Source organism: Ohtaekwangia kribbensis (assembly GCF_042676245.1).
Lineage (GTDB): Bacteria > Bacteroidota > Bacteroidia > Cytophagales > Cyclobacteriaceae > Ohtaekwangia > Ohtaekwangia kribbensis.
Genome location: NZ_JBHTKA010000007.1, coordinates 57,610 through 84,415, shown reverse-complemented (window position 1 = coordinate 84,415; position 26,806 = coordinate 57,610). Strand labels below are relative to the sequence as shown.

23 protein-coding genes are annotated in these 26,806 nt (G+C 42.9%); 7 read left to right on the top strand and 16 right to left on the bottom strand.

Annotated elements, in window-relative coordinates; all coding sequences use genetic code 11:
* Window positions 1–23: 23 nt before the first annotated feature.
* From ACFQ21_RS15630 to ACFQ21_RS15615, 4 genes are all read right to left on the bottom strand, one after another.
* Window positions 24–791: a TatD family hydrolase gene (locus tag ACFQ21_RS15630; RefSeq protein WP_377580211.1), complete on the bottom strand. Its 768-nt coding sequence runs from the start codon at window positions 789–791 to the stop codon at window positions 24–26.
* A 198-nt stretch (window positions 792–989) separates the two neighbouring features.
* Entirely contained in the window at window positions 990–1,202 is a 213-nt protein-coding gene (locus ACFQ21_RS15625) for a hypothetical protein (protein WP_377580210.1), read from the bottom strand.
* A gap of 145 nt (window positions 1,203–1,347) precedes the next feature.
* Window positions 1,348–1,800: a hypothetical protein gene (locus tag ACFQ21_RS15620; RefSeq protein WP_377580209.1), complete on the bottom strand. Its 453-nt coding sequence runs from the start codon at window positions 1,798–1,800 to the stop codon at window positions 1,348–1,350.
* A 117-nt stretch (window positions 1,801–1,917) separates the two neighbouring features.
* Window positions 1,918–2,412 carry a YdeI/OmpD-associated family protein gene (locus ACFQ21_RS15615; RefSeq protein ID WP_377580208.1) on the bottom strand — a complete coding sequence of 165 codons (495 nt, stop codon included), beginning with the start codon at window positions 2,410–2,412 and terminating at the stop codon, window positions 1,918–1,920.
* A gap of 95 nt (window positions 2,413–2,507) precedes the next feature.
* On the opposite strand from ACFQ21_RS15615, the gene ACFQ21_RS15610 reads away from it, so the two are divergent.
* Together ACFQ21_RS15610 and ACFQ21_RS15605 are read left to right on the top strand one after the other, a co-directional pair.
* Complete coding sequence (locus ACFQ21_RS15610) at window positions 2,508–2,972, top strand: MaoC family dehydratase (protein WP_377580207.1); 465 nt, start codon at window positions 2,508–2,510, stop codon at window positions 2,970–2,972.
* 28 nt (window positions 2,973–3,000) lie between these two features.
* On the top strand, window positions 3,001–3,630 hold the full coding sequence (locus ACFQ21_RS15605; RefSeq protein ID WP_377580206.1) for a rhomboid family intramembrane serine protease: 630 nt from the start codon (window positions 3,001–3,003) through the stop codon (window positions 3,628–3,630).
* 3 nt (window positions 3,631–3,633) lie between these two features.
* On the opposite strand, the gene ACFQ21_RS15600 is transcribed toward ACFQ21_RS15605, so the two are convergent.
* Together ACFQ21_RS15600 and ACFQ21_RS15595 are read right to left on the bottom strand one after the other, a co-directional pair.
* Window positions 3,634–4,134, bottom strand: coding sequence for a DUF2721 domain-containing protein (locus ACFQ21_RS15600; RefSeq protein WP_377580205.1), 501 nt, complete (start codon window positions 4,132–4,134; stop codon window positions 3,634–3,636).
* A gap of 105 nt (window positions 4,135–4,239) precedes the next feature.
* Window positions 4,240–4,716 carry a BP74-related protein gene (locus tag ACFQ21_RS15595; protein WP_377580204.1) on the bottom strand — a complete coding sequence of 159 codons (477 nt, stop codon included), beginning with the start codon at window positions 4,714–4,716 and terminating at the stop codon, window positions 4,240–4,242.
* A gap of 47 nt (window positions 4,717–4,763) precedes the next feature.
* On the opposite strand from ACFQ21_RS15595, the gene ACFQ21_RS15590 reads away from it, so the two are divergent.
* The gene (locus ACFQ21_RS15590) at window positions 4,764–5,717 is read left to right on the top strand and encodes a DMT family transporter (protein WP_377580203.1); all 954 of its coding nucleotides are present in this window, start codon (window positions 4,764–4,766) and stop codon (window positions 5,715–5,717) included.
* Here the strand turns inward: ACFQ21_RS15590 and ACFQ21_RS15585 are convergent.
* Window positions 5,708–6,457, bottom strand: coding sequence for a DUF481 domain-containing protein (locus ACFQ21_RS15585; RefSeq protein ID WP_377580202.1), 750 nt, complete (start codon window positions 6,455–6,457; stop codon window positions 5,708–5,710). The genes ACFQ21_RS15590 and ACFQ21_RS15585 overlap by 10 nt on opposite strands.
* 31 nt (window positions 6,458–6,488) lie before the next feature.
* Window positions 6,489–6,860, bottom strand: coding sequence for a hypothetical protein (locus tag ACFQ21_RS15580; protein WP_377580201.1), 372 nt, complete (start codon window positions 6,858–6,860; stop codon window positions 6,489–6,491).
* A gap of 376 nt (window positions 6,861–7,236) precedes the next feature.
* Here ACFQ21_RS15580 and ACFQ21_RS15575 point away from each other — a divergent pair, with 376 nt between their 5' ends.
* Window positions 7,237–8,247: a hypothetical protein gene (locus ACFQ21_RS15575; RefSeq protein ID WP_377580200.1), complete on the top strand. Its 1,011-nt coding sequence runs from the start codon at window positions 7,237–7,239 to the stop codon at window positions 8,245–8,247.
* A gap of 53 nt (window positions 8,248–8,300) precedes the next feature.
* On the opposite strand, the gene ACFQ21_RS15570 is transcribed toward ACFQ21_RS15575, so the two are convergent.
* The 8 genes from ACFQ21_RS15570 to ACFQ21_RS15535 all read right to left on the bottom strand — a co-directional run bounded on the left by ACFQ21_RS15570 (window position 8,301) and on the right by ACFQ21_RS15535 (window position 23,104).
* On the bottom strand, window positions 8,301–8,810 hold the full coding sequence (locus ACFQ21_RS15570) for an ExbD/TolR family protein (protein ID WP_377580199.1): 510 nt from the start codon (window positions 8,808–8,810) through the stop codon (window positions 8,301–8,303).
* A gap of 68 nt (window positions 8,811–8,878) precedes the next feature.
* Window positions 8,879–12,229 (bottom strand): two-component regulator propeller domain-containing protein, encoded by a 3,351-nt coding sequence (locus tag ACFQ21_RS15565; protein ID WP_377580198.1) that lies wholly within the window; start codon window positions 12,227–12,229, stop codon window positions 8,879–8,881.
* A gap of 346 nt (window positions 12,230–12,575) precedes the next feature.
* Complete coding sequence (locus ACFQ21_RS15560) at window positions 12,576–14,114, bottom strand: ArnT family glycosyltransferase (protein ID WP_377580197.1); 1,539 nt, start codon at window positions 14,112–14,114, stop codon at window positions 12,576–12,578.
* A 90-nt stretch (window positions 14,115–14,204) separates the two neighbouring features.
* On the bottom strand, window positions 14,205–14,858 hold the full coding sequence (locus ACFQ21_RS15555; RefSeq protein WP_377580196.1) for a DUF2306 domain-containing protein: 654 nt from the start codon (window positions 14,856–14,858) through the stop codon (window positions 14,205–14,207).
* On the bottom strand, window positions 14,858–16,639 hold the full coding sequence (locus ACFQ21_RS15550) for a YARHG domain-containing protein (RefSeq protein WP_377580195.1): 1,782 nt from the start codon (window positions 16,637–16,639) through the stop codon (window positions 14,858–14,860). Before ACFQ21_RS15550 ends, ACFQ21_RS15555 begins: the two co-directional genes overlap by 1 nt.
* 163 nt (window positions 16,640–16,802) lie before the next feature.
* Window positions 16,803–21,497 carry a T9SS type A sorting domain-containing protein gene (locus ACFQ21_RS15545; protein WP_377580194.1) on the bottom strand — a complete coding sequence of 1,565 codons (4,695 nt, stop codon included), beginning with the start codon at window positions 21,495–21,497 and terminating at the stop codon, window positions 16,803–16,805.
* A gap of 247 nt (window positions 21,498–21,744) precedes the next feature.
* On the bottom strand, window positions 21,745–22,599 hold the full coding sequence (locus ACFQ21_RS15540) for a universal stress protein (protein ID WP_377580193.1): 855 nt from the start codon (window positions 22,597–22,599) through the stop codon (window positions 21,745–21,747).
* 277 nt (window positions 22,600–22,876) lie between these two features.
* Window positions 22,877–23,104 carry a hypothetical protein gene (locus tag ACFQ21_RS15535; RefSeq protein WP_377580192.1) on the bottom strand — a complete coding sequence of 76 codons (228 nt, stop codon included), beginning with the start codon at window positions 23,102–23,104 and terminating at the stop codon, window positions 22,877–22,879.
* 155 nt (window positions 23,105–23,259) lie between these two features.
* Between ACFQ21_RS15535 and eat the strand changes: the two genes are divergently transcribed.
* From eat to ACFQ21_RS15520, 3 genes are all read left to right on the top strand, one after another.
* Window positions 23,260–24,606, top strand: a complete 1,347-nt coding sequence (eat, locus tag ACFQ21_RS15530; RefSeq protein ID WP_377580191.1) for an ethanolamine permease — start codon at window positions 23,260–23,262, stop codon at window positions 24,604–24,606.
* Window positions 24,607–24,612: 6 nt separating this feature from the next.
* On the top strand, window positions 24,613–25,989 hold the full coding sequence (locus ACFQ21_RS15525) for an ethanolamine ammonia-lyase subunit EutB (RefSeq protein WP_377580190.1): 1,377 nt from the start codon (window positions 24,613–24,615) through the stop codon (window positions 25,987–25,989).
* An 80-nt stretch (window positions 25,990–26,069) separates the two neighbouring features.
* Window positions 26,070–26,687, top strand: a complete 618-nt coding sequence (locus ACFQ21_RS15520; RefSeq protein ID WP_377580189.1) for a PAS domain-containing protein — start codon at window positions 26,070–26,072, stop codon at window positions 26,685–26,687.
* Window positions 26,688–26,806 lie beyond the last annotated feature (119 nt).

Here is a 26,806-nt window from a genome sequence, read left to right as displayed (position 1 = left end):
ATCAAATATGCATGCGGGTGTCTTCAGGATGCAAATAACTTCAGTGCATTACTCGAGGTAACAGACTTTATCTCATCGATGGATATCTTTTTAATGTCTGCAAGTTTATGTGCAATGAGCGGAATATAGGATGGCTCATTCCGTTTGCCCCTATAGGGAACGGGCGCCAGGTACGGACTATCCGTTTCCAATACCAGGTGCTCCAGCGAAACTTCCGGCAGAACTTTATCGAGTCCGCCATTCTTGAATGTAGCTACGCCTCCTATACCGAGAAAGAAACCAAGTTTTGTAATACGATGCGCCTGTGCGGCATTTCCTGAAAAGCAGTGAAAGATTCCTTTCAGTTTACCATCCGCCAGTTTCTCTACCAGTGCAATGGTTTCATCTATACTTTCGCGACAATGAATAATGATGGGCAGATTGTATTGCTTCGCCCAGTTTACCTGTATAGTAAACGCTTCCTGTTGTTGCTCCCAGAATGTTTTATCCCAATACAAATCGGTGCCAATCTCTCCTACCGCAGCAAACTTTCTCTTCGACAACCATTCTTCCACGAGGTATAATTCGCGCTGGAAATCTTTCTTTACATAACACGGGTGCAGCCCCATGGTAGCAACACACATCGGTGAGCGACTTTCCAGTTCGAGCATGCTATCGATAGAGGTGTGATCAACGTTGGGCATATAGATCCTGCGCACGCCTTGCTTTTCGCTTTCGGCAAGCATATCTGCGCGGTCAGCAGCAAAATCATCCAGGTATATGTGAGCGTGAGTGTCGATGAAGTAATCCATTCCAAAGGTATTGTACGGCTACCGGAGCTTATCCGATAGTTCAGTTTCAAAAATAAAGAGAATGGAACGATGTATTGACAGAAATGACGGAACAATAACAGAAAGAATTACAAAGAAGACAATGTGAGCAGGAAGGGTATATATACTCCGGATTACAACGGAACAAATTCTGCCGTAATCCGGAGTAACCGGATGATTTCAGGAACGTCTTTGTCCGAGTACCATGATAACGATTCCGGCAACAATTAAAATTCCTCCGGTTACCGGTGACCAGTATATGGGAGTTTTTTCTTCTTTGTTGATCTCAAGAGGCCCTACATCAACCACTTTTTTCTTTGTAACCAGGTTGAAGCCTGTAAACACAGTCATCAGGATACCAATTACCAGTACAACTACTCCTATAGCTTTCATGACATTTATAGTTTTTTGTTTTATACCCAGGCAATTTGCCAATTGATTTACCGGGATTAAAGGAAAAAAAGTGCCTGCCGGATTTCTTTCAAAACCCCGGATAAAAAACAGATGGATGCGATAAGTGGGTAGTTACTTCTACGTTTCAGATGTCGACATGATAGACATCGCGTTCGTTTCGCTGAATGCCTTGTATGAAAAAGCCACCCGGCTGTGGTATCTCTTCAACCAGGTCGAAATGGGTACACGACTTGGGCAGCGCTGAAAATACAAGCAGAAAATTATAGGTTGCGTTATCCGGAATCAGTGTCCACAACGGAGCGAAAGTAATGTTCTCGATATGGACCAGTTCAGAACGCGAGCTGGAAGAACGATCGATAAGGTATGTAGTTCTCCAAATACGGATCAACATATCCTTCGTTGTGTTTTCAAAATAACAATGCACGTACACAAACGAATCTTCCAGGAACTCAGTCGCGATGGAAGACAGTACTTCCGTATCAATCTTCGGTTTGGTTACGGGTGGAAGTACCCCGGGTAATGTTTTTGAAAAACGGATGGATGGTGTTTTAGTCATAGCGCTCAATCGGAGCATCAAAAATTTTCTGGTTTGGAAACAGATTGACAGCAAAGATGGAGGCAAAGTTAACATGAGACCGTTACAAAATCAAAGATGTTTGCGCCTCCCTGCCGTAGTTGTTGTTTTTAAAATGCGCTACGCTTTTTTCGCTTTGGCCTGCTGTCCGCTCAGCGCTCTTGCTTTTGCTTTCTCAGCGATCTCGAGCGCACGTTTAATACGACTGTCCGAATTCTTCACAGACGTTATATAGTATACCAGGCTTCGCTGATATCCCTGCGTAAATGTATCCCATACTTTTCGGGCTTCATCGTCTTGCTCCAGCACCGCTTCCATCTCCTCGGGTATAACCAGCTTGTTGGGGTCGGTGAGATGAAATACAACGGTAACCCTATCACCTTCTTTCACACGGGCTGCTCTTCGTAATATACTTCCCACAGAGAAGTAACGGCTTCCGTCTTTTTTATACTGCACGGCCAGGTCGAACGAAGTACCATTTATAGTACCGGCTGTGCGTACACGACCAGCAGGGAGTTTCTTTACAATCGCTTCCGGGAGGAATATCACGGTTGCCTTCATGGTTCCGTGAATGGTTTCGAGCGTAGCTGTAAACTGGTAACTTTTATCTTTCATAGGGGGTTTACAAATTTAAGTACACTGGCGCTGCCAAAGTAGCAATGTTCATGATAATGTATAAATTGCGGCACACTTAACCACAGGTATACTACATGAACAAACTGGTTATTGGAAGTTTCAAAGAGTTTGAACAATATGTTGGAAAAGAACTCGGTACTTCAGAATATTTACAGATAACCCAGGAGCGCATCAACAAGTTTGCTGACGCTACGTTGGACCACCAGTGGATACATACCAACCCGGAACGCGCAGCCGTTGAGAGTCCGTTTAAAAAAACAATCGCGCACGGCTACCTCGCGCTCTCGGTAATACCGTATCTCTGGGAACAGATTGCCGAGATCAACAACATAAAAATGCTGATCAACTATGGCATTGAAAAACTGAAATTCAATCAACCGGTTCTGGTAGATGATGAAGTGAGACTCAAGGTAACGCTGGAGTCACTCACTGACCTGCGTGGCATAACCAAAGCGCAACTGCTGGCGGAACTGGAGATCAAGAACAACAAGAAGCCTGCATTTACCGCTACTATTATTTTCCTCTACCACTTTAAATAGTGCGGCTGAAAAACCTGTCTCATCCTCTATGCCTGTAACGTATATTATCATTGGTATTACCGTACTCATCAGCTTTGCTGCCTACAGTAACAGCAACCTGATGCGACAGTTCATGATGAACCCCTATATGATCAGCAACCGGCAACAATACTACCGGTTTATAACATCCGGGTTTATCCATGCAGATCATGTACACCTGTTCTTCAACATGTTCTCGCTATATTTCTTTGGTACTACCATCGAGTATATCTTCGGCATTATATTCGGATCAGCAGGTACGCTGTACTTCATTACGCTATATATTCTCGGCATTATTGTCTCCGATATACCCTCTTACATGAAACACCGGAATAACCCTGGCTACAATGCATTGGGAGCATCCGGAGGTGTAGCTTCGGTTATCTTTGCTTCGATTATTTTTCAACCGCTTGCTGACATCTATATATACTTCATACCTATTCCGGGATTTATACTCGGTATAGCCTATATCTTCTTTTCGTGGTACCAGGGTAAAAAAGCAAACGACAACGTAAACCACGATGCTCACCTTTACGGGGCTGTATTTGGCGTTGTATTTTGTGCCGTCCTCTATCCGCAATCACTGCCTCAGTTTGTTGAGCAAATCAAAAACTGGGAAGTATTGAATAGATTTCTCTGAGATTTATTCCGTAGCATTCTCATCGATGTTCAGGTCTTTATTCTCCTGAATGATGAAGTTCATTTCGCGTTGCACGGAACGATACGCTATGCGCGTTTCCAGAATGAAGAGTATCGTGCTATAGAACAATACCGAGATGCCTATCATACCGAGCACAGCCGGTATCCATATATAGTTTATCTGTGTAACTTCAATAATACCAATCGACATACTTGTTGCCACAAACAACGCCAGCGCTACACATATAGAACTGATCGCGCGTTGCAAAAGCCAGGAACGTTTGGTTGCCGAAACAATCTGTGTTGATAAAAGTTCTTTACGTGCCTTTGAATACGTTGCCATGGTCTTGACGTTCGAAATCAGATCTGATATGGCACGTGCACGATCGATCGCGCGGTTGAGACGCTGCGATGTAGTAAGCAACAACGATCCGGAAGCCAGTATCAAAACGGCTGGTGTGATCATGGCAGAGAGCACAGTAAGAACAGCAGATAGTTCGCGCATGATTATATAGCAGGCTTAGTTACTACCGGAATTTAACCAATATTTTTGATAGCGGATATACCTGTAATAACTATGCCTGCCAATGCAAAGGTTCCCGTATCCTGATCAATACAACTCGTCAGCCGGCACTTCGCGTTCCAATGTATAATTCCAGAAACCTATATTACCATTTGTACCATCGCCTTTTGTGTTTTCAACCCATTCGCTATAGTTGTCTTCGACATACGCGGGCCAGCCATCCAGTATCTCTATACTTGTATCTACAAATCCGTTAAACGACACGATATGCCACGACCATGTACGATTCTTCAGCAAATCTTTATTGAGACTATACTTCTCGTTCGGATCGTTTGATATTTCCGCGAGTATAATCTTCTTCTCGTTGTTCGCAATAATCGCGCGGGCCTCTGCTATAGCTTCGGCATCTTTTAACGGCAATATATAGGAGTCGCCATGCTCTACATCGGTTTCTGTTACCAGGAAATACACCAGTGCCGGATCAGCCTGTGGTTTTTCATCATCATCATTACTACAGGAACATAGCACTGCTACCATGATTCCCAGGAGAGTTATCATTTTCATACATTTAAAACGTTTGTCTTTTTCTTTTAGACCCTTCATCTACAAACATGGTTGGAACAGCACCATCATATTTTGCACACGTCTATGAAGTTACCTGGGGTTATACTTTCTTTGCAGCGATGAATAAATTCTCTGCGAGCCAGGTTGTTACCGGCTTACTCTTTTCCATGCTCTGGGCCTCTGCATCGGTAGCCGGTAAATTTGGTCTATATTCTGCTGAACCGTTGATATTATTCACAACGCGATTTTTTCTCGCAGGCTTTGTCCTGTTGGCCTTCACCTATGGTATACAAAAAAGCAGGTTACCAGAAGGAAAGGAATGGCTGCAGCTTACAATCTTCGGAGCGTTTAACACTACGCTATATTTAGGACTGTTTGTGATAGCCCTGCAGTATATTATGCCCGGTATAACATCGCTGGCGATAGCATTAAATCCATTACTCATCAGTGTTATGTCTGCCGTGTGGATGAAGCGTAAAGTAAAAATGCAGGAATGGCTCAGTATACTTTTAGGAATCACGGGAGTTGCTGTAGCTGTATATCCGCTGCTACAAACAAGCCATGCTTCGGCAGAAGGAATGATATTGTTGTCGCTAAGTATGATCACGTATTCATTCGGCTCGGTATATTATGCATCCGTTCCTTGGAAGTTGCCGCGCACTACGATCAACGCCTGGCAGGTATTTATAGGCGGCCTGCTCCTCGCGCCTTTTGCTGCGATGATGGGAACCGGCACGAGCAATTTCGATCTTCGATTCTGGCTTTCCTTGGCATGGCTTGTTTTCCCTGTATCTATACTTGCCGTGCAGCTGTGGCTTCGGTTATTGAAATCGGATGCTGTACAGGCATCGCTGTGGCTATACCTTTGTCCTATATTTGGGTTCCTGTATTCAACGCTGCTAATGGACGAGCCCTTCACGATCTATACTTTTGCCGGCACCGTTATGGTAATGTTCGCACTTTATATAGGACAACGTAAGAAAGATGTTGGTCAGAAATAACGTTCTATAGTAATACCATACGTTACCAGCAGATTTTCTCTTCCGGTAGCAATCAACTTGTTATACACAACCGCTGACGTAAGACTAAGCCATTTCTTAAGTTTAACCGACAAACTTGTATTTGATTTTATAATATAGTCTTTACGATCAGACAGAGCGTGTTGCAAAAAATCGGAACCTTCAATCACCACAATTCCACGAATGATAAAGCGGAACTTGAGTCGAAATGAGTTTCTGAAAATTTCATATTCATTATTGCCGGTTTCCGGACCATCATACAAGTCACCCTTTTCATAGAGTATACCATCGCTTAAAATCACCAACGCATTTTTCCGGTTCACCAGGTTATACCCAATTCCGGCACCGGTCTGTAAGCGGTGATTGATTTTAAGTGACACACTCTTCTCGTAACTTCCCAATCCCCAATAATAAAAGTTGTACAATGTTTTATAGAGATTGAAATCGAGTCCTGAGAAAAAATCGTTGTTGGTGAGATTCCCCAGCTGCTTGCCATACATCCAACTGTTGGTTGTGTTCAGGGAAATCGATTTTTTACTGATGCTATACCGGAGGTTGTTGTTCAACAGGTAAGAGGTGCCATCGTTGGTCTTGTTAATGTTACCGGTAGATGCAAAGTTTATGTAGTAATTGACCGTGTCACTGAACTGCCCCAGGCAATCAACCGCACCCAACATCAATGTCACAAGAAATGCGAAACCATAAACGCGCGACTCTGCCATTGCAACAACCGATTAAAAAAAAATGCCTGTGCTAAGGCTGTCGTATAAATTGCGTAAACGTTACTACTTTTCCATATTCGTCAAAACCATATTTACGCATCATGCTATCCACAGGAAGGTAAAGCATATATAGTTTTGTATTGGTATTGAAATATATACCGGCATCTTCCCATCCGTGATAAAGCTTGTCGCGCTGCAATGTTTTTTTAAGTTTTTTTGGAACCTGGTTTTCCTCCAGTCGCACACTATCACGAAATGGCTCAGTGTCTTTCGGCAATTCCGAATTATAAAAACTTTCCGGATTGGTGAAGTTACGCTCATCATGCCGCACCGTATCCTTCTGAGCGCAAACCTGAAGAGTAACCCCCAGTGCCAATGCCCATGTGATGATAAAACGTTGCATGATGGCAGGGGATAAGAAAGTATGCCGGGAATGGTTACACGTGTTTAGGTGTTTACGTTTTGTTGAGGCGTTGGAGTTCGTCTTGACAAAACGAAGCGGTGCTTTACCTAAAATATCAACACCTGAACCATTAGCACGCCAACACCAATCCACTCAAACACTACACACGTAAACACTTGAACACGTAAACACTTAAACACGTAATCCATACCACTTGTGCGTGGATGACAAAGTGCTGATCGGCTGCGCTGTGTAAACTATTACACGAAATGAGAATACATCCGTATACATGTCCCAAACCACAATTGAGAAAACCCGACCGGAAAACAGGTGTGGTTTTTTCTGCACAGCGTTCTGCAGACTCAAACGGAACCTCATGACCCTGTATACTCACGGAACGCGTTGGCTTGTATCTATTATTCTTCTTTTCAACAATGCTATACTGTATGCGCAGGAAAAGAATAAAGCTCAGTTGTATGACAGTATCGATCATGAAAAATTCATGTTTCTGATCAATGCCAATCGCGAGCAGAGTTACGTTACTGTAACGGAAGGTTTTGGAAACCTGGAACCGTTGCTGATGGAAGCCAAGCTCTCGCCTAGTTATTTCTTTTCACGAAAGAAAAAGACATGGGCGTTGCTTTTAAATCCGCAGGTTCAGGTCAGGATGCAAAACACACCTTCATGGCCGATCAATACACCGAGTTATAAAGCGCATCTTACATACTTCCACTCAATTGACTTCTGGCAACGAACTTTTCTGAAGAAACTATTTTTCGAAAACGCACTGTGGTCTGCCACCATTGGACATCATAGCAACGGTAAGGCTGGCAGTTTTTACAAGAACGACTCTACGGATGTAATTGATATGGAAGATGGTAACTTCGCTACCAATTACCTGATTGGAAGCATATCTACGTACAAAGCAAAACGTGTCCGTAAAAACGTGGTGGCATTCCGCTCACTGAAAGCTTCTGTAGAAATTCATCCACGTTCGTGGTCGGTGGAAGAGATCAGGAATATATATGGCCGCTATCGCTTTTATGGATCCTTGGGCATTGGGGGGCCATGGCGCGAGACAAAGAAGACATGGATCAATCAGTGGCTTCAACAGTCGAGCCTCGAATTACAAGTAGGCTGGATAGCAGGTAAAATGATACCTAAAAGTCCGTTGGATGTAAACAAGCGCCTGATCGTAGATATACGCTATCAATATTACCCGGAGTGGTTTGATGAGATTGCCTTCTTTTTACGTTACTATCGCGGACAGGATTATTACAACCTATATTTTGTCAATACAATTTACGTAGTAAGCTTCGGTCTTACTTCAAATATTCTGAACCCACAACAGGCGATCAAGTTCTTCCGGAACAAAAATAATTACTAATCCATACAAAAGGACATGATAATCATGTCCTTTCAACTCATATATATAGTACATCAAAGTCCCGTTTTCGCAATAAGCGCTTCGTCTTCCGGTGTAATAGCAACGAGCGAATAATTTTGTGTATTTGTTATCTTTATTTCGTCCAGCACATCTACCAGGTTCTTATAGCGCGATTGTCTGGCAGGTTTGACCATGACATACATTTTATCTATTTGCACCTTCTTCTCTTCCAGCACCTTTCGAATTCCTTGTGCAGAATAATTGGTGACTTTTATATCCGGATCCTGAACTCCCTGATACCAGTATATTTTGTCCTTTTCACCCAATATCACCGTTATAAGCTGAGTTGGTTTTATTACCGGAGCGGCAGTTATGTTACTCGCTTTCTCCGGCAGCGTAACCTTCATAACGTACGATTTGGCAAGAGTTGTCGTAAGCATAAAGAATGTTATGAGTAAAAACGCAAGATCAACCATTGGAGTCATGTCGATTCGCGGCGACATTTTTCTGCTGCGTCTTTTACCGCGTTGATTGCCGGAAACGGGTTGTGCTATTGCTGCCATAGTGTTGAAGTTTAGTAATCCTATAATTCAACGGGCATGCAATAGTCACATCAGCATCCAACATATTTTCAGGCAGGCACCTGGTTTCGAATATATACTTTAAAGGTAGTACCAATACCGGTTGCACTTTCCACTTCAATTCTGCCACCCAGCGAATTGGCCTGCGTCTTCACTAAATATAGTCCCATCCCCTTTCCTTCTACATGCGAATGAAAACGACTGTAGAGCGTAAAGATCTTTTCTTTATATAGCGAAAGGTCCATGCCCAATCCGTTGTCGCGAACTTCGAGGCAAATCAGATCACCTTCAACCACAGAACGTATGCGTATAACGGGCGGTCTTGACGGTTGCCTGTACTTGATCGCATTGCTGATCAGGTTTACCAGTATACTGTCGAGGTAAGGTTTTAAAGTATATATAGTATTGATCTGCGAGAAATCCTGATCGAACACGGTATGTGTTTCCTGAATTTCTTTTTCCAGGTTGATCTTGATCAACTCCAGTTCTTCTTCCAGGTTTATCTTCGTAATTACCGATGTGTTATTCTTTCGAAGCTCCAGTACGGTGTTCAAATCTTTCACGACACGATCGAGTTCCTGTGTGGTAAAGATGATACGATCAATGATCATATTTACTTCTTCCGGTTTATGTCGTGTAATCTCTAGTACATTGCCCAGGCCGAGTATACGGGCTACCGGTGCACGCAGGTTGTGCGCTGAAATAAAAGCAAACTGCTCAAGCTGCTGGTTATACTCTACGAGGTCGCGCGTACGTTCTTCTACTTCCGCTGCCAGTGTCTCATTACGAAGTTTGATTTCGTTGTTCTGCTTTTCGATGATCTCTCGTGCAAACTGCAACTCATGGTTCTGTGCCGACACCAGATCTCGTTGTGATGAAATCTCTTCCTGACTCTGAAGTAACTCTTCATTCTGCAGTGCCAGCTCTTTTGTTCGTGCCTCTACCAAATCTTCAAGTCTATGGTTTTGTCGTGTAACAGCCCCCAGTCGTACTTTATAGATCACAACGGTCAGCAGCGCCACCAGCACAGCGGCCAGCGATCGTACCCACCATGTTTTCCACCACGGAGGGAGAATGTGAATAATGAGTAAAGCACCTTCTTCATTCCACAGGCCATCGTTGTTGCTTGCTTTTACTTTGAAAATATAGTCGCCCGGATCGAGGTTTGTAAACGTTACTGCGCGCTGGTTGCCAACATAGTTCCATTCGTTGTTAAAGCCTTCAAGCTTGTATGCATATTGATTTTTATTACTCGCTGTAAAATTTAACGCCACATAATTAATTGTAAAGAAATTATAGTCTGGAGGAAGCGATACTTCGAGTGTCTTGCCGATCTGCTGCGAAAGTATACCATCTTTATCACCAACCTTTACAGATTTGTTAAGCAGTTTCAAGTCGGTAATAAAGACCGGTGGCACGTGCGGGTTGTCTTTAATACTATCCGGGTAAAAGAAATTTATACCTTTACCACCAAAGAAGAATTGTCCTTCCTTGTTTTTAAAACACGCATTCGGTTTAAACTCGTTGCTAAGCAAACCGTCATTCACATCGTAATTTTTGAACGTCTGCTTCTCCGGATCAAACCGGGATATACCATTGGTTGTACTAAGCCAGAGATTCCCCTTACGATCTTCCAGTATGCCACTGACAATGTTATTGGGGAGGCCATTTGCTATGGTATAGCTTCGGATATGTTTCTTGTTAACGATAAGATGTAATCCGTTGTTGGTTCCTACCCAAATGTGTCCTTTCCTGTCTTCCATTATGCAATTCGAAAGACCATCTATTTTCATAGAGTCACGATCATTGAAAGAATCAAAACGCACAATCTTTCTCTGATGGTTATCAAAGAACGTTAGTTCTTCAATGGTGCCAATCCACAAATTACCTTTGCTGTCTTCCAGTAAGGTTCGCACATAATTATTAAATTCGAACTCCGGTTCGTTATAGCGTTGAAATATACCTTGCTTCTCTTGGGTAAGAATGCTAAGACCATTATACGTGCCGGCTACTATAGCACCCGTTTCACGAAGTTGTGTGATCGCAAAAATATCAGAGCTTGAAAGACTGTTGTGTCTTTCAGGATTGTGAACATAGCTTACAAACGAGTTTGTTTTTTCGTCATATCGATTCAATCCGCCATTCCAGGTTCCAAACCACATGCGTTGTTTGTCATCTTCATATACAGAAATTATAGGATTGGCTGTTAGACTTCCCTTCTTCAGCGAGTGTCGGTAATGCTGTATCACATCACCATGCTTCATCACAATACCATCTTCAGTACCAATCCAGAAACGCTTTTTAGAGTCCTGCCAAATCGTGTTTACGATATCATTCTCAAGCGGTATATCAACTTCTGAAAACTTCTCCTTCAATCTGTCAATTACACATATACCTTTGGAATATGTGCCGATCCATATTCTTCCTTCATGATCTTTATATATAGCCCATATCGAATTATCGGGTAATGACGTGGGATCGTGCTTATTGAAAACAAAATTATCATACTTGCCATTCGTCATATTAAAACGAAAGAGTCCACCGTTCTCTGTGCCCAGCCACAGGTACTCCCGATCGATACAAAGATTGAGAATGTCATTAGCGAGTGAGATATTTTCTTTTACCGGTACGGAGAGTATATAGTTTGTAAAAGTCTCTTGCTGTGTATCAAATTTGCTAAGACCATCTTCTGTACTTATCCATATATTTCCCTGCGCATCTTCCACGGCTTTATGGACATGATCGCTAATGATGCTTTTAGCATTTTTGGGATTTGCAGGATACTTTACAATCTCATTTGTCTTTACATTCCACTTAAAGAATCCAACGGTTCGCACACCTACCCAAAATGATTTATCTGAAGCGCGCGCTAAAAACTGAACAGGTGCTTTTGATGGGAAGAGTGTATGACGCTCCAATGTTTTACCCGATGTCTTTGAAAGTTTATCAACAAACGCATGATACGATCGTACACCACCTACCCATATATAGTCCCGGTCTTCATAGAAGGCTCTTATCTCGCAATCAAATGCATATTCGTGGAATCTTGTGAAATTATCGAGATCGTTGTTATAGCGATGCAGACCGCCGTTGGCTGTACTGATCCAGAGCGCTCCGCGGTTGTCTTCGTAAATTTGTAAAATAGAATTCTTGGCAAGACTGGTTGAATCGGAAGGATCATTTCGGTATACTTTAAATTCGTATCCGTCAAATCGGTTCAATCCATCTTCAGTACCTACCCATAGAAAACCATCGGAGTCTTGCAAAACGCATGTTACCCGTGAGTTGGAAAGTGTTGCTGCCGGATCAAGTTTTGAAAACTTTACTTTTTCAACGGCCGTCTGTGAAAGAGCCTGATTAAAAAAAATACATAACAAATAACAGCACCAAACACGCTTCATATCTCCCCTGATTAAATGATTCCTATAGACTATTTTCAGAAATAAATCTTTGCAGATTGCCGATACAATTCAACACGAAGCCAAACGTGTTTATCCTTGTATGCTAAATAGTTTGAACCGTAAAGATGGCAGAGGCTACTGAAACTGAAACTCTGTGATTTAGGAGGAGTGCGTGTCAATAAAATACGCAATCGTATATCCGTATTTCTACTGACATTAGGAGATTGCGGGGGGGGGGAAATTGCAGGATTGTAAGATTAGAAGATTACAATGCAACCAATGCTTTACGTTAAACCTTCGAATTTTTCAATCTTCTAATTCTCTAATCTTACAATCCTGCAATCTTTTATTCATAATGTTTTACATCTTTCCAGGCATCTGCCAGGGATTGCTTTAAATTTCGACCCAGAAATATCTTCACGTTGTTCTCATAAGGCATACAATACGTGCAGGTAGAAACGGCAACCTCCTCACAACTTTCAAAATCATCACGATGATCTTCCAGTGTACCACCCAGGATGATTATAACTTCACCAGTATAGTTTCGGGGTCCCCAGATCCAGTAATTATTATGAGATCCTATGGACGGAGGAAGTCCATATTGCTTACCTAAGAAATCTATAGCACCACATCGTCCGTAGTTGTTGGAATACATAGCACATTTACTTTTCTCAGCCTCCGTAAGAGTGTTATATACTTTGGCTACATCCCGGGCTTTTTCCTCCCATCCGAACATGTCGGCATAGAATTGGGGCAGCTCAGAAAGTTTTTTATTCTCACTGGATGTTGGCTCCATACCCAGTGCCTTGCTATAGATTATATATTGCTGAACAGGTAGCACAGGTATCACCAGCGGTACAAGTATAACTGCAGTGGTTATAAGAAGTGCCGGGTAAATATACCGGAGCCATGCCACTGCCGGTGATGTTAATTTTTGCTCAAAGAAGATTCCGGCCGCAGCAAACAAGCATGCGTAGGCAGGAGCCAGGTATTCGCCTTTACTGGTGGGATTTACTACAAGAATGACGAGCGCAGTAATATAAATCCATCCCATGATCCGATAAGGTTTTAAAAAGTTATAGAAGAATAGCGCCAGTAAACCTGCTATCCATATTGGAGTACTTAACGGGTTAAGAAACAGAAACTGATCGGCAATAAAATCCAGCCGGTTCCTTCCGGAATATTTCTGAGTTGATGCATTGTGTATAAACTCCAGGTGCGCCTGATCATGACTTATGTTCCATAAGATATAGGGCAGAAACAAAAGCGCTGCGAGTATACCTGTCGCATAGGGCCACCGTGTTGTAAGCCACTTCGGATTGGTAAACAGTATACCTGCAAAAATACCTGCACCGAGAAACAGTACGCTGATCTTGTTGAGTAGTCCAATTCCCAACACAAGTCCTAACACAATCCAGTAACTTTGCTTCTGTGTATTAATAATCTTTACGATACAATAAATCGCCAAAGACCATATAAAGATGTCAATGGAATTCATGGAGTATATCACAGACATCCCCAAATGAATCGGAGACAACAACACAGCAAGACAAGCCAGAAAAACAGCAAAGAGTTTTCCGCCCATTTCTTTCACAAGAAGACCTGTAAGAATGATTGTACCCGCATGCGCCAGGGCCGGTAATAATCGGATAGCCGTCAGACTATCACCAAAAATGATTCGACTGATCTTAAGAAGGTATAAAGAGAAAGGAGGCTGATCCACATAGCCCCATGCCAGGTGCTCGCTGCAGGCGATGTAGTAGAGTTCGTCTCTGAAAAAACCGTATGCACCATTCAGGTTAACGATACAATGCAGCAGTACGGTAACGGAGGCTAAACCTCCTACAACCATCTTTTCAGAGCGGGTAAAAGTAATAGTGCTCATGAGTTAAAAAGTTAAGTCTCAAATATCAGAAGAACGAATACTGTTCAGGTTAAAACCGATAAACTGGACGACCGACTTTATAAAAACGCACTAATGACCACTGGCAGTACCGTTTCGTTGCATGGAAGTGGATGTTCGAAGGTAAATTTCCGCAAGCACAAGGTTCGGCACCCAACTGAGCCAGGCGAGTGTGGCATAGGCCTGTGGCACACTCAGGTTATACGAGTACGATGAAATGAAAATGTAAATGCGTAGCGTGATAGCCGCAAAAGTTAACGCATAGCTCCTCCACATCCATTGACGATGGCCTGCAATATCTTTTTTACGAATACGGTCGAAGGCCCGTGCTGTAAACAAAAACCACAGACTTCCCTGCAATAAAAAACTGGCTAACACCCACGGGCCACGGTCTACAAACAGGCTCATCACAATACCTCCCGGAGCTGCAAAGAATAAAATACCCATCACGTAGATATACCCGCCTATGCGATGAAGTTTCCGGAAACGTATGGACTTCGGATGAAGTTGAAAGAACCCCACCATCAGGATAATACCTCCTATTAACACATGCGAGTAATAAGCAGGCAGATACCACCCCGTAGCTACTGCCTGCTGTTTGAGACGAAGAAAACCATACTGAGGATCAAAATTACTATAGGTAAGTGCATTGGCTGCCAATGCAAGTGCCAGCAGCACCACGATGCCGAGAAATACATTTCTGAACAACGTGATGGCCAGTCGCATTAAACCGGTTTACTTTTCAGCATCTCGATCATTCTATTCAGGAAGTCCAGGTTGTGACGGTCTTCGTCACTGAGCTGTTCCTGAAAATCTTCAACCTTATCATACTGTGGCCTGTACCAATTATAGTATTTGAAGCGCTCCTGCGTTGTTGCATCTGCAAAACGGAAACCGTAATCCGCTAAAATTTCGTCACGCATATAGGTTATAGTTGCCAGGGAGAGGAACTTGGATTCCCGTTCTCCCTCCTCTGTCCATACTTTGAAATTGCCGGAGAGGTATGTGCTGTCCAATTTAACAAACTGCGACTGCGGGAAGCTTCGATGTGATGTATATGAATTTACAGACAGATCTTCGCTCATGGAAAAGTAAGTATATACCGGCATGTTGTACTCATCAAACTCGCTTCCCTCCGGACTATCCTGATCGCATTTCAATTCGAGCAATGAGTCGTTGAGTTTACGGAATACAATTTCTCCGCTGGTATAAAAACTGCTTACAGCCAGCGTATCTTGTTTACCATCTACGAGGGTAAGACGATTATAGGTATAAAACTCTTCGCGTCCATCGATATAGCGTTCTGTAATCGTAGTGATTACAGCATTGATCTTATCTGTAACGGCTTGGAGCAATGTTCCTTTAGTCTCCACATAATCCGTCCATCCGTTAAGAGGAACAGGGGTAGTAGATATACCGCCTACGATTTCACGGAATACGCCAGTCGTTACCAGGTACGATGGTGGCATGATGATACCATACCCTGCACCTTGTTGATTGGGAATTTCACAAAATGTACGGGTATCACTTTGAAGCTTCAGATTCTTTGGAAGGAACTCAAAGCTCTTTACCCAGCGCGCTGAATTTTCAGAAGGGAAACCTTCATGATATTGATACGTGCGATCAATCCAGCCATATATACTGTCTTGCTTTACTATCGCAAATGAATTGTCTTGTGCGTAAGGAATGATCATATCATACGCTGCGGGTATTACCAGTTGGCGGGTTTCCAGGTTGAAATAACCTGCTTTACCCTCTTTCTTGATCTCTACCATGCCGGGCACTTCGAATGCAAGAGTCCCAATCAATTCATACTCCACCGGTATAATTACCTCTCCCGCTTCATCTACGAGGCCCATGGTATAATCTGATGATTTGGGATTGTCATCATAAAAGTAATTCGTCCAGGAGCCCTTCACCACATAGTAATAATTCTTCTTCTCGTGTGTAGCAAACCATATTACAGAATCATAACGTTGCTGAAGTTCAGCCGCGCGAGTATATATCTGCTCTCGTTTCTTTAATTCACGAATGCGCTCTACACTCCACTCTAAGTTACCACGAATGCTCGCGAAAGATTTATAGAATTCTTCACCTTCAACTTTTGTAATAACAAATGAATCTTTACCGGGCTTCAACCAAAACGTGATGGACGTTTCTTCGTGAAAGTCTTCCTCGATATTCTGAGGCGCAAAATTAACAGGTATAACTACTTTTATACCAGTCTCCTCTTTCGATATCTGAGGCTGATTGTACAATGCCGTGCAAAGAATAAACTCGTGCTCCTTGTTCTGCAAAATTTTAACTACAGAGAGAATGGACTCTTTGGATTGCTTTGCATCAAACAAATCTAAAATTGCCTCATCGGGCTGACTTAATGTATTCTGAAACGTGGTGAGAAATGCTACGATTTCTTTTTCGGGGTCTTCTTTCTTTAAGACACTGCACGCTGCAGTAAAAAGTAATACTCCGAAAGCAATTTTAACGAGGAGATAACGAGAAAACATACAGGATAAGAGGTTAGTATCCTGCAAGGTACAAAAGTCGCATAAACTTTCACGAACGGTTTCAGGCGAAACCGTGACCCGGTGATTGCCAGGTCATTGGGAACAAAAAAGGGCCGGATAGAAATCTACCCAAGCCCCTCTGTTAAAAACCAAAATCTTTGTCCTATCGCTGAACGATTACTTTCTCTTTAAATACTTTTCTATTGATTGTCACCTCAACGATGTAAAGTCCATCCGGCAGACCTGTGGTGTCCAGTACTTTTCCGTTATCACCATCATATATTCTTACAGGCACTTCGTCACCCCAGTTGTTCAATACGGACACTGATGGTGATTCTTCTGTACCTAAATTTATATAGACTGTATTGCCCGCAGGATTCGGGTATATCTTTAATTTATACTCTTCCAATTCGTTGTTTACAAAGCAAAGGTCTGAATACTCCGATTTTCCATCTAGATCAATCTGTTTCAGGCGATAGTAAGCCTTTCCCGCGCTGGGGTCAGTATCTACGAAAGTATACTTTACGGCAGTTGTGCTATTTCCTGCAGCTTCTTTTTTACCAATTGATTCAAAGCTTATTCCATCATTTGATTTCTCTATCGAGAAGTAATCACTGTTTGATTCGCTGGCGGTGATCCATGATAATTGCACTGTACCGTTGCTTACTTTGTTACAAGAGAAAGATGTTAACTCCACCGGCAACGGGTTGTTGGAAGTTGTTGATCCTAAAGCAAACGGACTGAAACTTGTTACGGCTGCACTTGATGTTACAGTTCCTGCTGCTGCGTTACCAGTAGTGCCTCCGTTGCCATGACTTACCCACGCACTGCCATCCCAGCGAGCTACTACGAGCGTAGCCGGATCTGTTACATAAGCATCTATAGGGCAGTCTGACGAATTCCATCCAAGTGTAACAGAAACCGCGGATGTTCCAGTTGTTCTGTCCAGTATCCAGAACTCACAGCCACTTACAGTATAGAGTGGCGAAGAAAAAGTAGCACTGTTACCATACGATTGAGGCACTTTAAAAAACTGCGCAGTAAATGCGTCTGTTGCAGTTGTAGGTGCAGTAATGGCTATAGGTCTGTAGATAGCATTATCTCCCGTAGGAAAAATAAACGCTGTGCTACCAGTTTTACGTACAGGTCCGTCAACGAAACTGGAACTGCTTGCACCTGATACAGAGCTACCCGAGGCAAAGTTGAGATAATTAGTCGAGGTAGTATTTACTATACCCGTTGTAAACGTTGCAGAATTACCGATAGTTACCGGAGTATTTAATGTAACAGAATTTGTGTTGGATGTTTTGTTAACGACTAAGCGCTGAATAACCGGAATTGAACTCGCTGATGTAATCGTCTGGTTATTGCTTCCACTCAACTGTACTATACCTGTCCCCGTACCAAATGTAATGGGCGTTGTACTATTGATGATTATATCGCCATACATTGAGTTTGTGCCGGCATAAGACGGCTGCAACGCACCCGTTGAAGTTTGGGTAAATGTTACCGCTCCATTGAATGTGTCAGCTGCAGAATTGGCTAAAGCCCATTGTGCTGCACTGCTATTTGTAAGTACTGTAGTGCCGTTAAAAACATTTCCCCCCGTACACAAGTTTGCTGTTGCCCCGTCCTTTTCGATGTGCGCCTCAGCATTGTATGTGGCTCCATTGAGATATACTTGTGGTGAAGTAAAGGTTGCATTACCATTAAATGTAGTTGACGGGCCGACTGTTAATGCTGCATTTCCGGTGAAAGTTATAGTTTGTGCTGTTGAACCGGTTTGAGTAAATCTTTGCAGGGTTAATGTACCGGTTGTAAAACCTGTAGCTCCTGTAGTAATCGTTTTACCACTGGCCAGGGTAGCTGAGGCTGTTGTGTTTCCGCAGAACGTTATACCTGCTCCTCCTGTACTGTTAACAACTATATTTCCGTTAAAAGCAGAAGAGCTGTTATGTGCCGCATATATAATGGACGAGGACGTTCCAATGTTAGAGTATGTCACATCACCATTATAAGTACCGCCATTCGTAAACTCCAGTGCTATACTGCTACTACCACTGTTGGTAATAGCTGTTGTTCCATTAAAGGTGTTATTTCCAGACGTCCAGACATAACCGCTCCCACTATTAACAATGGATGCTGTTGTAGCGAAAGTATTGCTACCCGTGCTCAGGTTATCTGTTGCACCTGTCTTCTCAAGGTATGTTATACCGTTATAAGAACAACCGTTTATATATAGTTGAGGTGCCTTAAAAGTTACAGCAGCATTAAAGGTTGACGTAGGTCCAATCGTTAATGTACCTGTACCTGTAAAAGTCATCGCTTGTGCTGTAGATCCTGTTTGCGTAAATCGCTGCAAGGTTAATGTACCGGTTGTAAAACCGGAACTGCCTACGGTAATCGTCTTTGTGTTGGCAAGCGTTGCTGTTCCAGTACCTCCGCAAAAAGTAATTCCAACCCCTGCTGTTGAGTTTACGATAATATTTCCATTGAAAGCATTGGCTCCATTGTATGCTGTCCATATTCTTGATGAAGATGAACCCGAACTTGTAAATGTTACATCACCATTGTATGTACTTGCCGTTGTATATTCAAGTAATATATTACTGCTTCCTGTATTCGTAATAGTCGTTGTTCCATTAAAGGTATTACCACCATTAGTTCTCAAGAAACCACTGCCACTATTTATAATTGCAGCCGTACTATTAAACGTGTTGCCACCTAACGTTGCCAGATTATCTGTAGCACCTGTCTTTTCCAGATAAGCAGTACCGTTATATGTACAGCCATCCAGGTAAAGTTGTGGTGATTTGAAAGTTACATCACCATTAAATGTTGAGAGGTTTCCTACCAATAACTGGGCGGTCCCGGTTAAGGTTAACGTTTGAGGTGTTGTTCCATTTTGAATGAACCCTCTGAGGCGAAGGCGGCCTGCAGTAAATCCTATACTGCCTACTGAGATGGTTTTCCCACTCGCCAACGTACAAGTTACCCATGAGTGTGGTCCGTTACCAAATGTTACTCCAGCCGAGTTTGTACTATTAGTAGAGTTTACAATAATATTCCCATTGAATTGAGTTCCAGTAGCATCATCTGACAAGGCAACCCAAGAACTGCCTGTATTGGTTGCTGTTACATCGGCATTAAAAATATCAGGAGAAACGTATGCTGTCGCAAAATAAGCACTTCCTGAATTTACTAGAGTTGTTGTTCCATTAAATGTGTTTCCACCGTTGCCAAGGTTTGCGGTCGCTCCTGTTTTTTCAATATAAGTGGTACCATTATAAGTACATCCCTGCAAGTACACCTGTGGTGACTTAAATGTAACACTTCCATTAAATGTTGAGGAAGGTCCAATCGCTAAATTTGCAGTTCCTGTTAATGTTAGTATTTGAGCGGTACTACCTAATTGAGTAAATCTGAACAGCCCCAAAGTTCCAGTTGTAAATGAAGTCCCTACTGTAATTGTTTTTCCACTAGCTAACGAGGCTGTAGCAGGGCTGTTATTACAAAAAACAATACCAGAGCCTGCTGTTGAATTAATAATAATATTATTATTAAAAACATTACCTGCTGCTTTATCCGCAACATAGAGACCACTAGTGCCCGAGTTGGTTAGCGTTAATATCCCATTAAATGTATCAGGGTTGTTATTTGCGGATGTTAATACTCCACTGCCCGAATTTACAATAGTAGTAACTCCATTAAAGGTGTTACCTCCGTCACCTAAATTATGAGACCCTCCACTCTTTTCAAGATAGGCAGTACTGTTATAGGTACATCCATTCAGGTACATTTGAGGTGCTTTAAAAGTTACACTTCCATTGAAAGTTGACGTGGGGCCAATCACAAGATTACCCGTACCGGTTAACGTTATTGTTTGAGCAGTGCCTGCGGCCGTTGTTCCTTGCGTAAACCTTCTTAAATAAAGTCCACCGGCAGTGAACGTACCGGCCGTGATTGTTTTACCTTCTGCTAAAGTTGCAGTCGCTGACGTTGAACCATTACAGAAACTGATATCTGCACCAGAGGAATTTACAACTATATTACCATTAAACTGATTACCGGCCGAACCATCAGCGATTGGAATCCCTGCACCGGAATTAGAACATGTAAGCGTAAGGTTGCCATTGAAAATATCATAGTAGTTATTGGCTGTCTCAAAGGTTCCACTTGTGGCTGTATTGATCAATGATGTGGTGCCGTTAAACCTGTTTCCTCCCGTACCTAAGTCATTGCCTGTACCAGTCTTAGTAAGTGTAGTGATACCATTGAATGTATTGACAGAACTGGTAGTTCCATTTAAAAGTATATTCGCTGCGGAAAGCGTTACCGTTCCCCCGAATGTTGAACCACCGCTAAATGTAATACTACCAGCTGTTCCCGTAATATTGGGAGATATAGTCGTGCCATTAAAGGTAGCTGAACTCGTGGTACTTAATACTACTGAAGCTGTTGCTCCGCTATTGCTTATCGTGCCGGAAGAAAATGTTAAAGCGGTTGAACCGGAGATAGTCAGACTGTTTCCATTCAGATTTATAGTACCGGTATATCCACTGATGGATATACTTCCAATGGTGGGTGCCATATCCAGTGTACAATTTCCTGTACCACTACCGTTAAATATAGCCGCTACTCCGGCTCCGGGAACAGAAGCTCCGCCTGTTCCACCTGAAGTTGTTGACCAGTTCGCAGCGTTATTCCAGTTTGATGCCGTAGTTGCCACCCAGTACCTTTGACCAAAGGTGGTATAACCAATAGAAGCGAAAAGTAAAAGAAGACAAACTTTTCTCAACGCTACGAACCCGTTGACACTGATCACCTTCTTAGGTCCCTCAAACATACCTTTTTTCATGCGTGATTTCTGTTGCCAGAATGTTTTGATTAAACCAATCTATTTTTACCGCGAAAGTTACGCTCGATGTTTGGTTTGGAAGGTCAGTGCATATAGTTATACGTATATAGGTTCTTCATGGATTAGCATGTCCGTATTTTTACATAGCAACTACTCCGTATTCAAAAAGTAAAAGTAAAAAAGAGGCGAATCTGCTCAAATTTCGCAGATTCGCCTCTTTCAGTATTCGTTACGTATCAGGTCCGATCTATGTGTTATGAAGGTTCACGGTGAACACCGGACGGCCCACTTCCTTCACTACTCTGTCAGAAAAATGATGGGAGAATAATCTGAATCCACTACCACTATTTTTTAGAACTGTAATCAATCCGGCACTTACCTGACGGGCAAAATCGATTATCCGTTCCGCAGGATCATTTCCTTCCAGGATAGTAACGGAGAAATTTTCCAGGTTGGCGATTCGGGCCATCTGATTAAAATATTCTGATTGTATAATTTTATTATCAGACGCTGTATCATGAACATGCACGAGGTGTATATGTGCATCGAAGTATTTTGCCAGCAGCCTGAGCGTCTCCAAACCACGGGCACTTTCGTTACCCGGAATTATGTCTACAGCCGCCACTATATTTGTGAATTGCTCAATCCGGAAACCATCACGAACAGAAATTACCGGGCATGACGAAACCATGATAGCCTGTTCGGTATGATTTCCCGTGAATATCTCTTTTACATTCTCTTCACCAGACGTACCCATCACAATGAGATCTATATTTTCACTTTTCAGATACTCATCAATACCGGATTTGAAATCATCATCCACAATAGAAGAAGCTATCATAACATTTCCTATACTATAGCGTGCGGCAAGATCTTCCATTTTTTGTTTGGTAGCATGCAGCAGTTGTACCGTATATAGATTAGCCTCTTCATCTACTTTCAGATTTATATCACCTGTAGCAGAAAAACTTTCTCCGATCGGGTGTCGGGTAAAATTCACCAGGCTGATAACAGCATCGGAGCGTTTCGCAATCTCCACCGCGAGCTTCAAACCAAGCTCAGCAACAGGAGACAGATCAGTTGGAACAAGAATTTTTTTCATAAGCATTGTTTTTATATAAGCTTCGGACACTGCTATCAAAAGGAATGTGAGTGTGTGTGATTATCGCGACCTCCACAGCAGGATATTCCGTCTGCAAAAGATCTATATCTGAAAGAATATTTTCACCACCTTAAAAAACATAAGTGAAATATTATAGGATAGCAGTGGCAGATATAACTTCGTTCTCTTTACAGCTATAGTATTCTCTCCTTCTTTGGATGCTATCATATCAAAATCGTCACTGCGTTCCATAACACTGCGCATTAATTTCTACAAATCATTTTAACAATTGCAGGAAGGTAGGCTGCGGCTCGCTAATGCTTTTATAATACGCGTCCAGTATAAACGATACAATGGTTCGCTTGTCCAGATCGTCTTCCATCACAGAATGCGTCAACAAACCGTCTTTGTAAAGAGAATAATGACGCTGACCTGAAGTCAGTCGGTTCATTTTAAAATCGTAGGCCTGGCCCTTATAGTATACTTTGTTCATAGTGGTAATCATTTGTTATAAATGCCTGAAAAATTTGATGCCAACCCAAAAAAGTCTTTTATGGAGTTTTCTCTGCAATCGAAAGAGGGAACTTTTCATCAAGGACTCCTCAAAAAACAACAACTTGTATATATACACGATGCCCGTGTTTTAGTACATTGGCTTATATGAACCACTCCTCACCTGAAAAAGTAGCATTAAAAAAAGCGCTTCGCCCGATACACCTGTGGGCACTGGCCGTTGGACTCGTTATCTCCGGAGAGTACTTCGGCTGGAACTATGGATGGGGTGTAGCCGGTACAATCGGATTCCTCATCGCCACACTCGTCATTTCTGTAATGTACATCACATTCATTTTCAGCTTCACGGAACTCACCACAGCTATACCGCAGGCAGGAGGTCCGTTCGCTTATTCACTTCGGGCTTTCGGTCCGTGGGGAGGATTGATAGCCGGATACGCTACACTCATTGAATTCCTGCTGGCTACACCAGCCATTGCTTTTGCGCTCGGGAGTTACGTTCACTTTATTTATCCGTCTGTTCCGACTTTATATACTGCCGTAGGCTGCTATATACTTTTTACCTTGATCAATATGCTGGGAATAAAAGAATCGGCCATATTCTCATTGATTGTAACCTTACTTGCTGTTGTGGAGCTGCTCATTTTTATGGGAATCGTTGCTCCTCATTTCGAAACTGAGAATTTTATCAGGAACGCCACTCCTATAAACTGGATGGGTGTATTCGCTGCACTTCCATTCGCTGTCTGGTTTTACCTGGCCATTGAAGGGGTAGCCATGGTGGCAGAGGAAGTAAAAGATCCTAATCGAAATATACCCATTGGCTATATATCCGGAATTCTTACGCTCATGCTCCTGGCACTCGGTGTCATGATTCTTTCAGGGGGCGCTGCCGATTGGCAAATGCTCTCGGTAATTGACTACCCTCTACCCGAAACGATTGGACAGGTGCTCGGCAAAGACAATAGCATCACCAAGTTATTTGCCGGTATAGGACTATTTGGATTAGTAGCATCGTTCCATGGTATTATCATCAGTTACTCACGACAAATATTTGCCATGGCGCGCAGTGGTTTTCTGCCGCCTGTACTTTCCAACGTGAACAAGCGCTATCAAACACCGCATTGGGCATTAATAGCCGGAGGAATTATAGGTATACTGGCGCTATACTCCGGCACAACCGATAAACTGATTATCCTCTCCGGATTAGGAGCGGTAGTGATGTATATTATCAGTATGCTAAGCCTGTTTGCTTTGCGTAAAAAAGAACCCATGCTCGAACGTCCGGTACGAGCACCGTTGTATCCATATTTTCCCGGCATCGCCCTGGTATTATCGTGTCTATGCCTGGTGGCGATTATATACTATAACTTCTGGCTGAGTATATTATTCATGATCGGATTCGGCATTACCGCAATACTGTTTGCCTGGAAGAAAAAAGATACGATTCCTGTGAATGATCCCGACTTAATTCCGTCAACCGAAACCAACTGAAGGTATATGGCCTATCGCTATACTATACGGAATCTCACCTATACATTTGACAACCTTCGGATGTTGCTTGCCAAAGCGTCTCCGTTTCGATCTGGCGATGCATTGGCAGAATTGGCCGCAGAACGCTACGAGGAACGTGTAGCTGCACAACTGGCACTGGCAGATGTTCCGTTAAAAAGATTTCTGGACGAGGTCGTTATTCCATACGAGACTGATGAAGTAACCAGGCTTATCATTGATTCACATGACAAAGCTGCATTCCAGTCAATCAGTAGCCTTACCGTTGGTGAGTTGCGCGACTGGCTTCTCTCCGACTTAGCTGACACAAAAACATTGCGAGCAATCGCGAACGGGTTTACTCCAGAGATGACAGCCGCAGTGTCCAAAATCATGCGTAATCAAGACCTGATTACCGTTGCTGCCAAATGCGAAGTCGTAACGCGCTTTCGAAATACCATTGGGTTGAAAGGACGTCTCTCCACGCGGCTGCAACCCAACCATCCAACTGACGACTTGAAAGGTATAGCGGCAAGTCTGCTGGATGGATTACTCTATGGAAGTGGTGATGCTGTTATTGGCATTAATCCGGCAACCGACAATCCTGCAACTGTATCGGCATTGTTGAAGATGATCGATCATGTACGCGAGCGTTTTACCATACCCGTACAATCCTGTATACTATGCCATGTTACCACAACGCTCAGGCTACTGGAAAATGGCGCCCCGGTAGATCTTACTTTTCAGTCCGTCGGAGGAACCGAGAAAACAAACAAGAGCTTTGGTATATCACTATCCATGTTGCAGGATGCGTACGAAGCAACGCTTTCGTTGCAACGCGGTACCATGGGTAATAATGTAATGTACTTTGAGACCGGACAGGGAAGTTCGCTTTCAGCAAATGCCCATGACGGTGTGGATCAGCAAACCTGTGAAGCGCGTGCTTATGCTGTGGCCCGGAAGTTCAATCCATTGCTGGTAAATTCTGTTGTCGGATTTATAGGTCCGGAATATTTATTTGACGGTAAGCAGATCATTCGTGCAGCACTGGAAGATCATTTCTGCGCGAAGCTGTTGGGCCTGCCCATGGGCATGGACATTTGCTATACCAATCATGCCGAAGCCGATCAGGATGACATGGATAATTTACTCACACTGCTCGGTGTAGCGGGATGTAACTATATCATGGGTGTGCCAGGCGCTGATGACATTATGCTGAACTATCAATCAACTTCTTTTCACGATGCACTCTATATCCGTAAAGTATTAGGACTTCGTGCAGCACCCGAATTTGAAAGCTGGTTACAGCGACAGGAGATTATGGATCCTGCCGGGAATCTGATATCCGTACCGGCATCACATCCGCTGCTACAGGAAAAGTGGTAACGTAAAATAACCGAAAGTACACTGTCATCTGCTGGGTAAATGTCTTATCTTCATGTTACCACGATCCCAACCCTACTCCTATGCAAGATGATGATGAACTGATCTTCAGCAAGCTCTGTAAAATATCGCCTGTAAGTATTGAAGTAGTAGATGTTCAGAACAGAGAGTTGATCTGCACCAGCGAGTGGACATCGCAGCATTTGGGATATACCGAAGAAGAGTTTTTTACACTAAGCAGAAATCTGTTTGAGAAGATTGTTCATCCTGACGACCGGATGATCCAGTTGAATACTTTTGAATCACTATTCAACGAACCTGAAGCTCCGTTCAAAGAATGCACGATACGCGTATTGCGCAAGGATAGCGTTTATCAATATATACAATTGCGCATTGCTGTGCTGCGACTAGATGAACACAACAAACCGAAGACTGTACTCACCATGGCATCAGACGTTGGTGAGGTAATGGACCTGCGCGAGAAAATCGAAATACAACTCGATAAACTCGATATCATATCGTATAAAAACAGTCATGAGTTGCGCGGACCCGTTGCCACTATTCTCGGATTGATTCAATTGATCGAACACGATCATTTCGATGGCAGCTTCTCAAAAGAAATTATTACCTGTCTCAAACGAACCGTCATCAAGCTGGACGAGGTAATTCACGAGATCAATCAACATTCGGTCGACAATTAAAGATTCGGATTGGACACAAACCAATATATAGTCTCCTGGGAGTAACTGTGACTTTTGCATAGCTTCTGCATCTTAAGAAATACGGATGGAAGGACATGCATATACCCAGAAACCTTCGC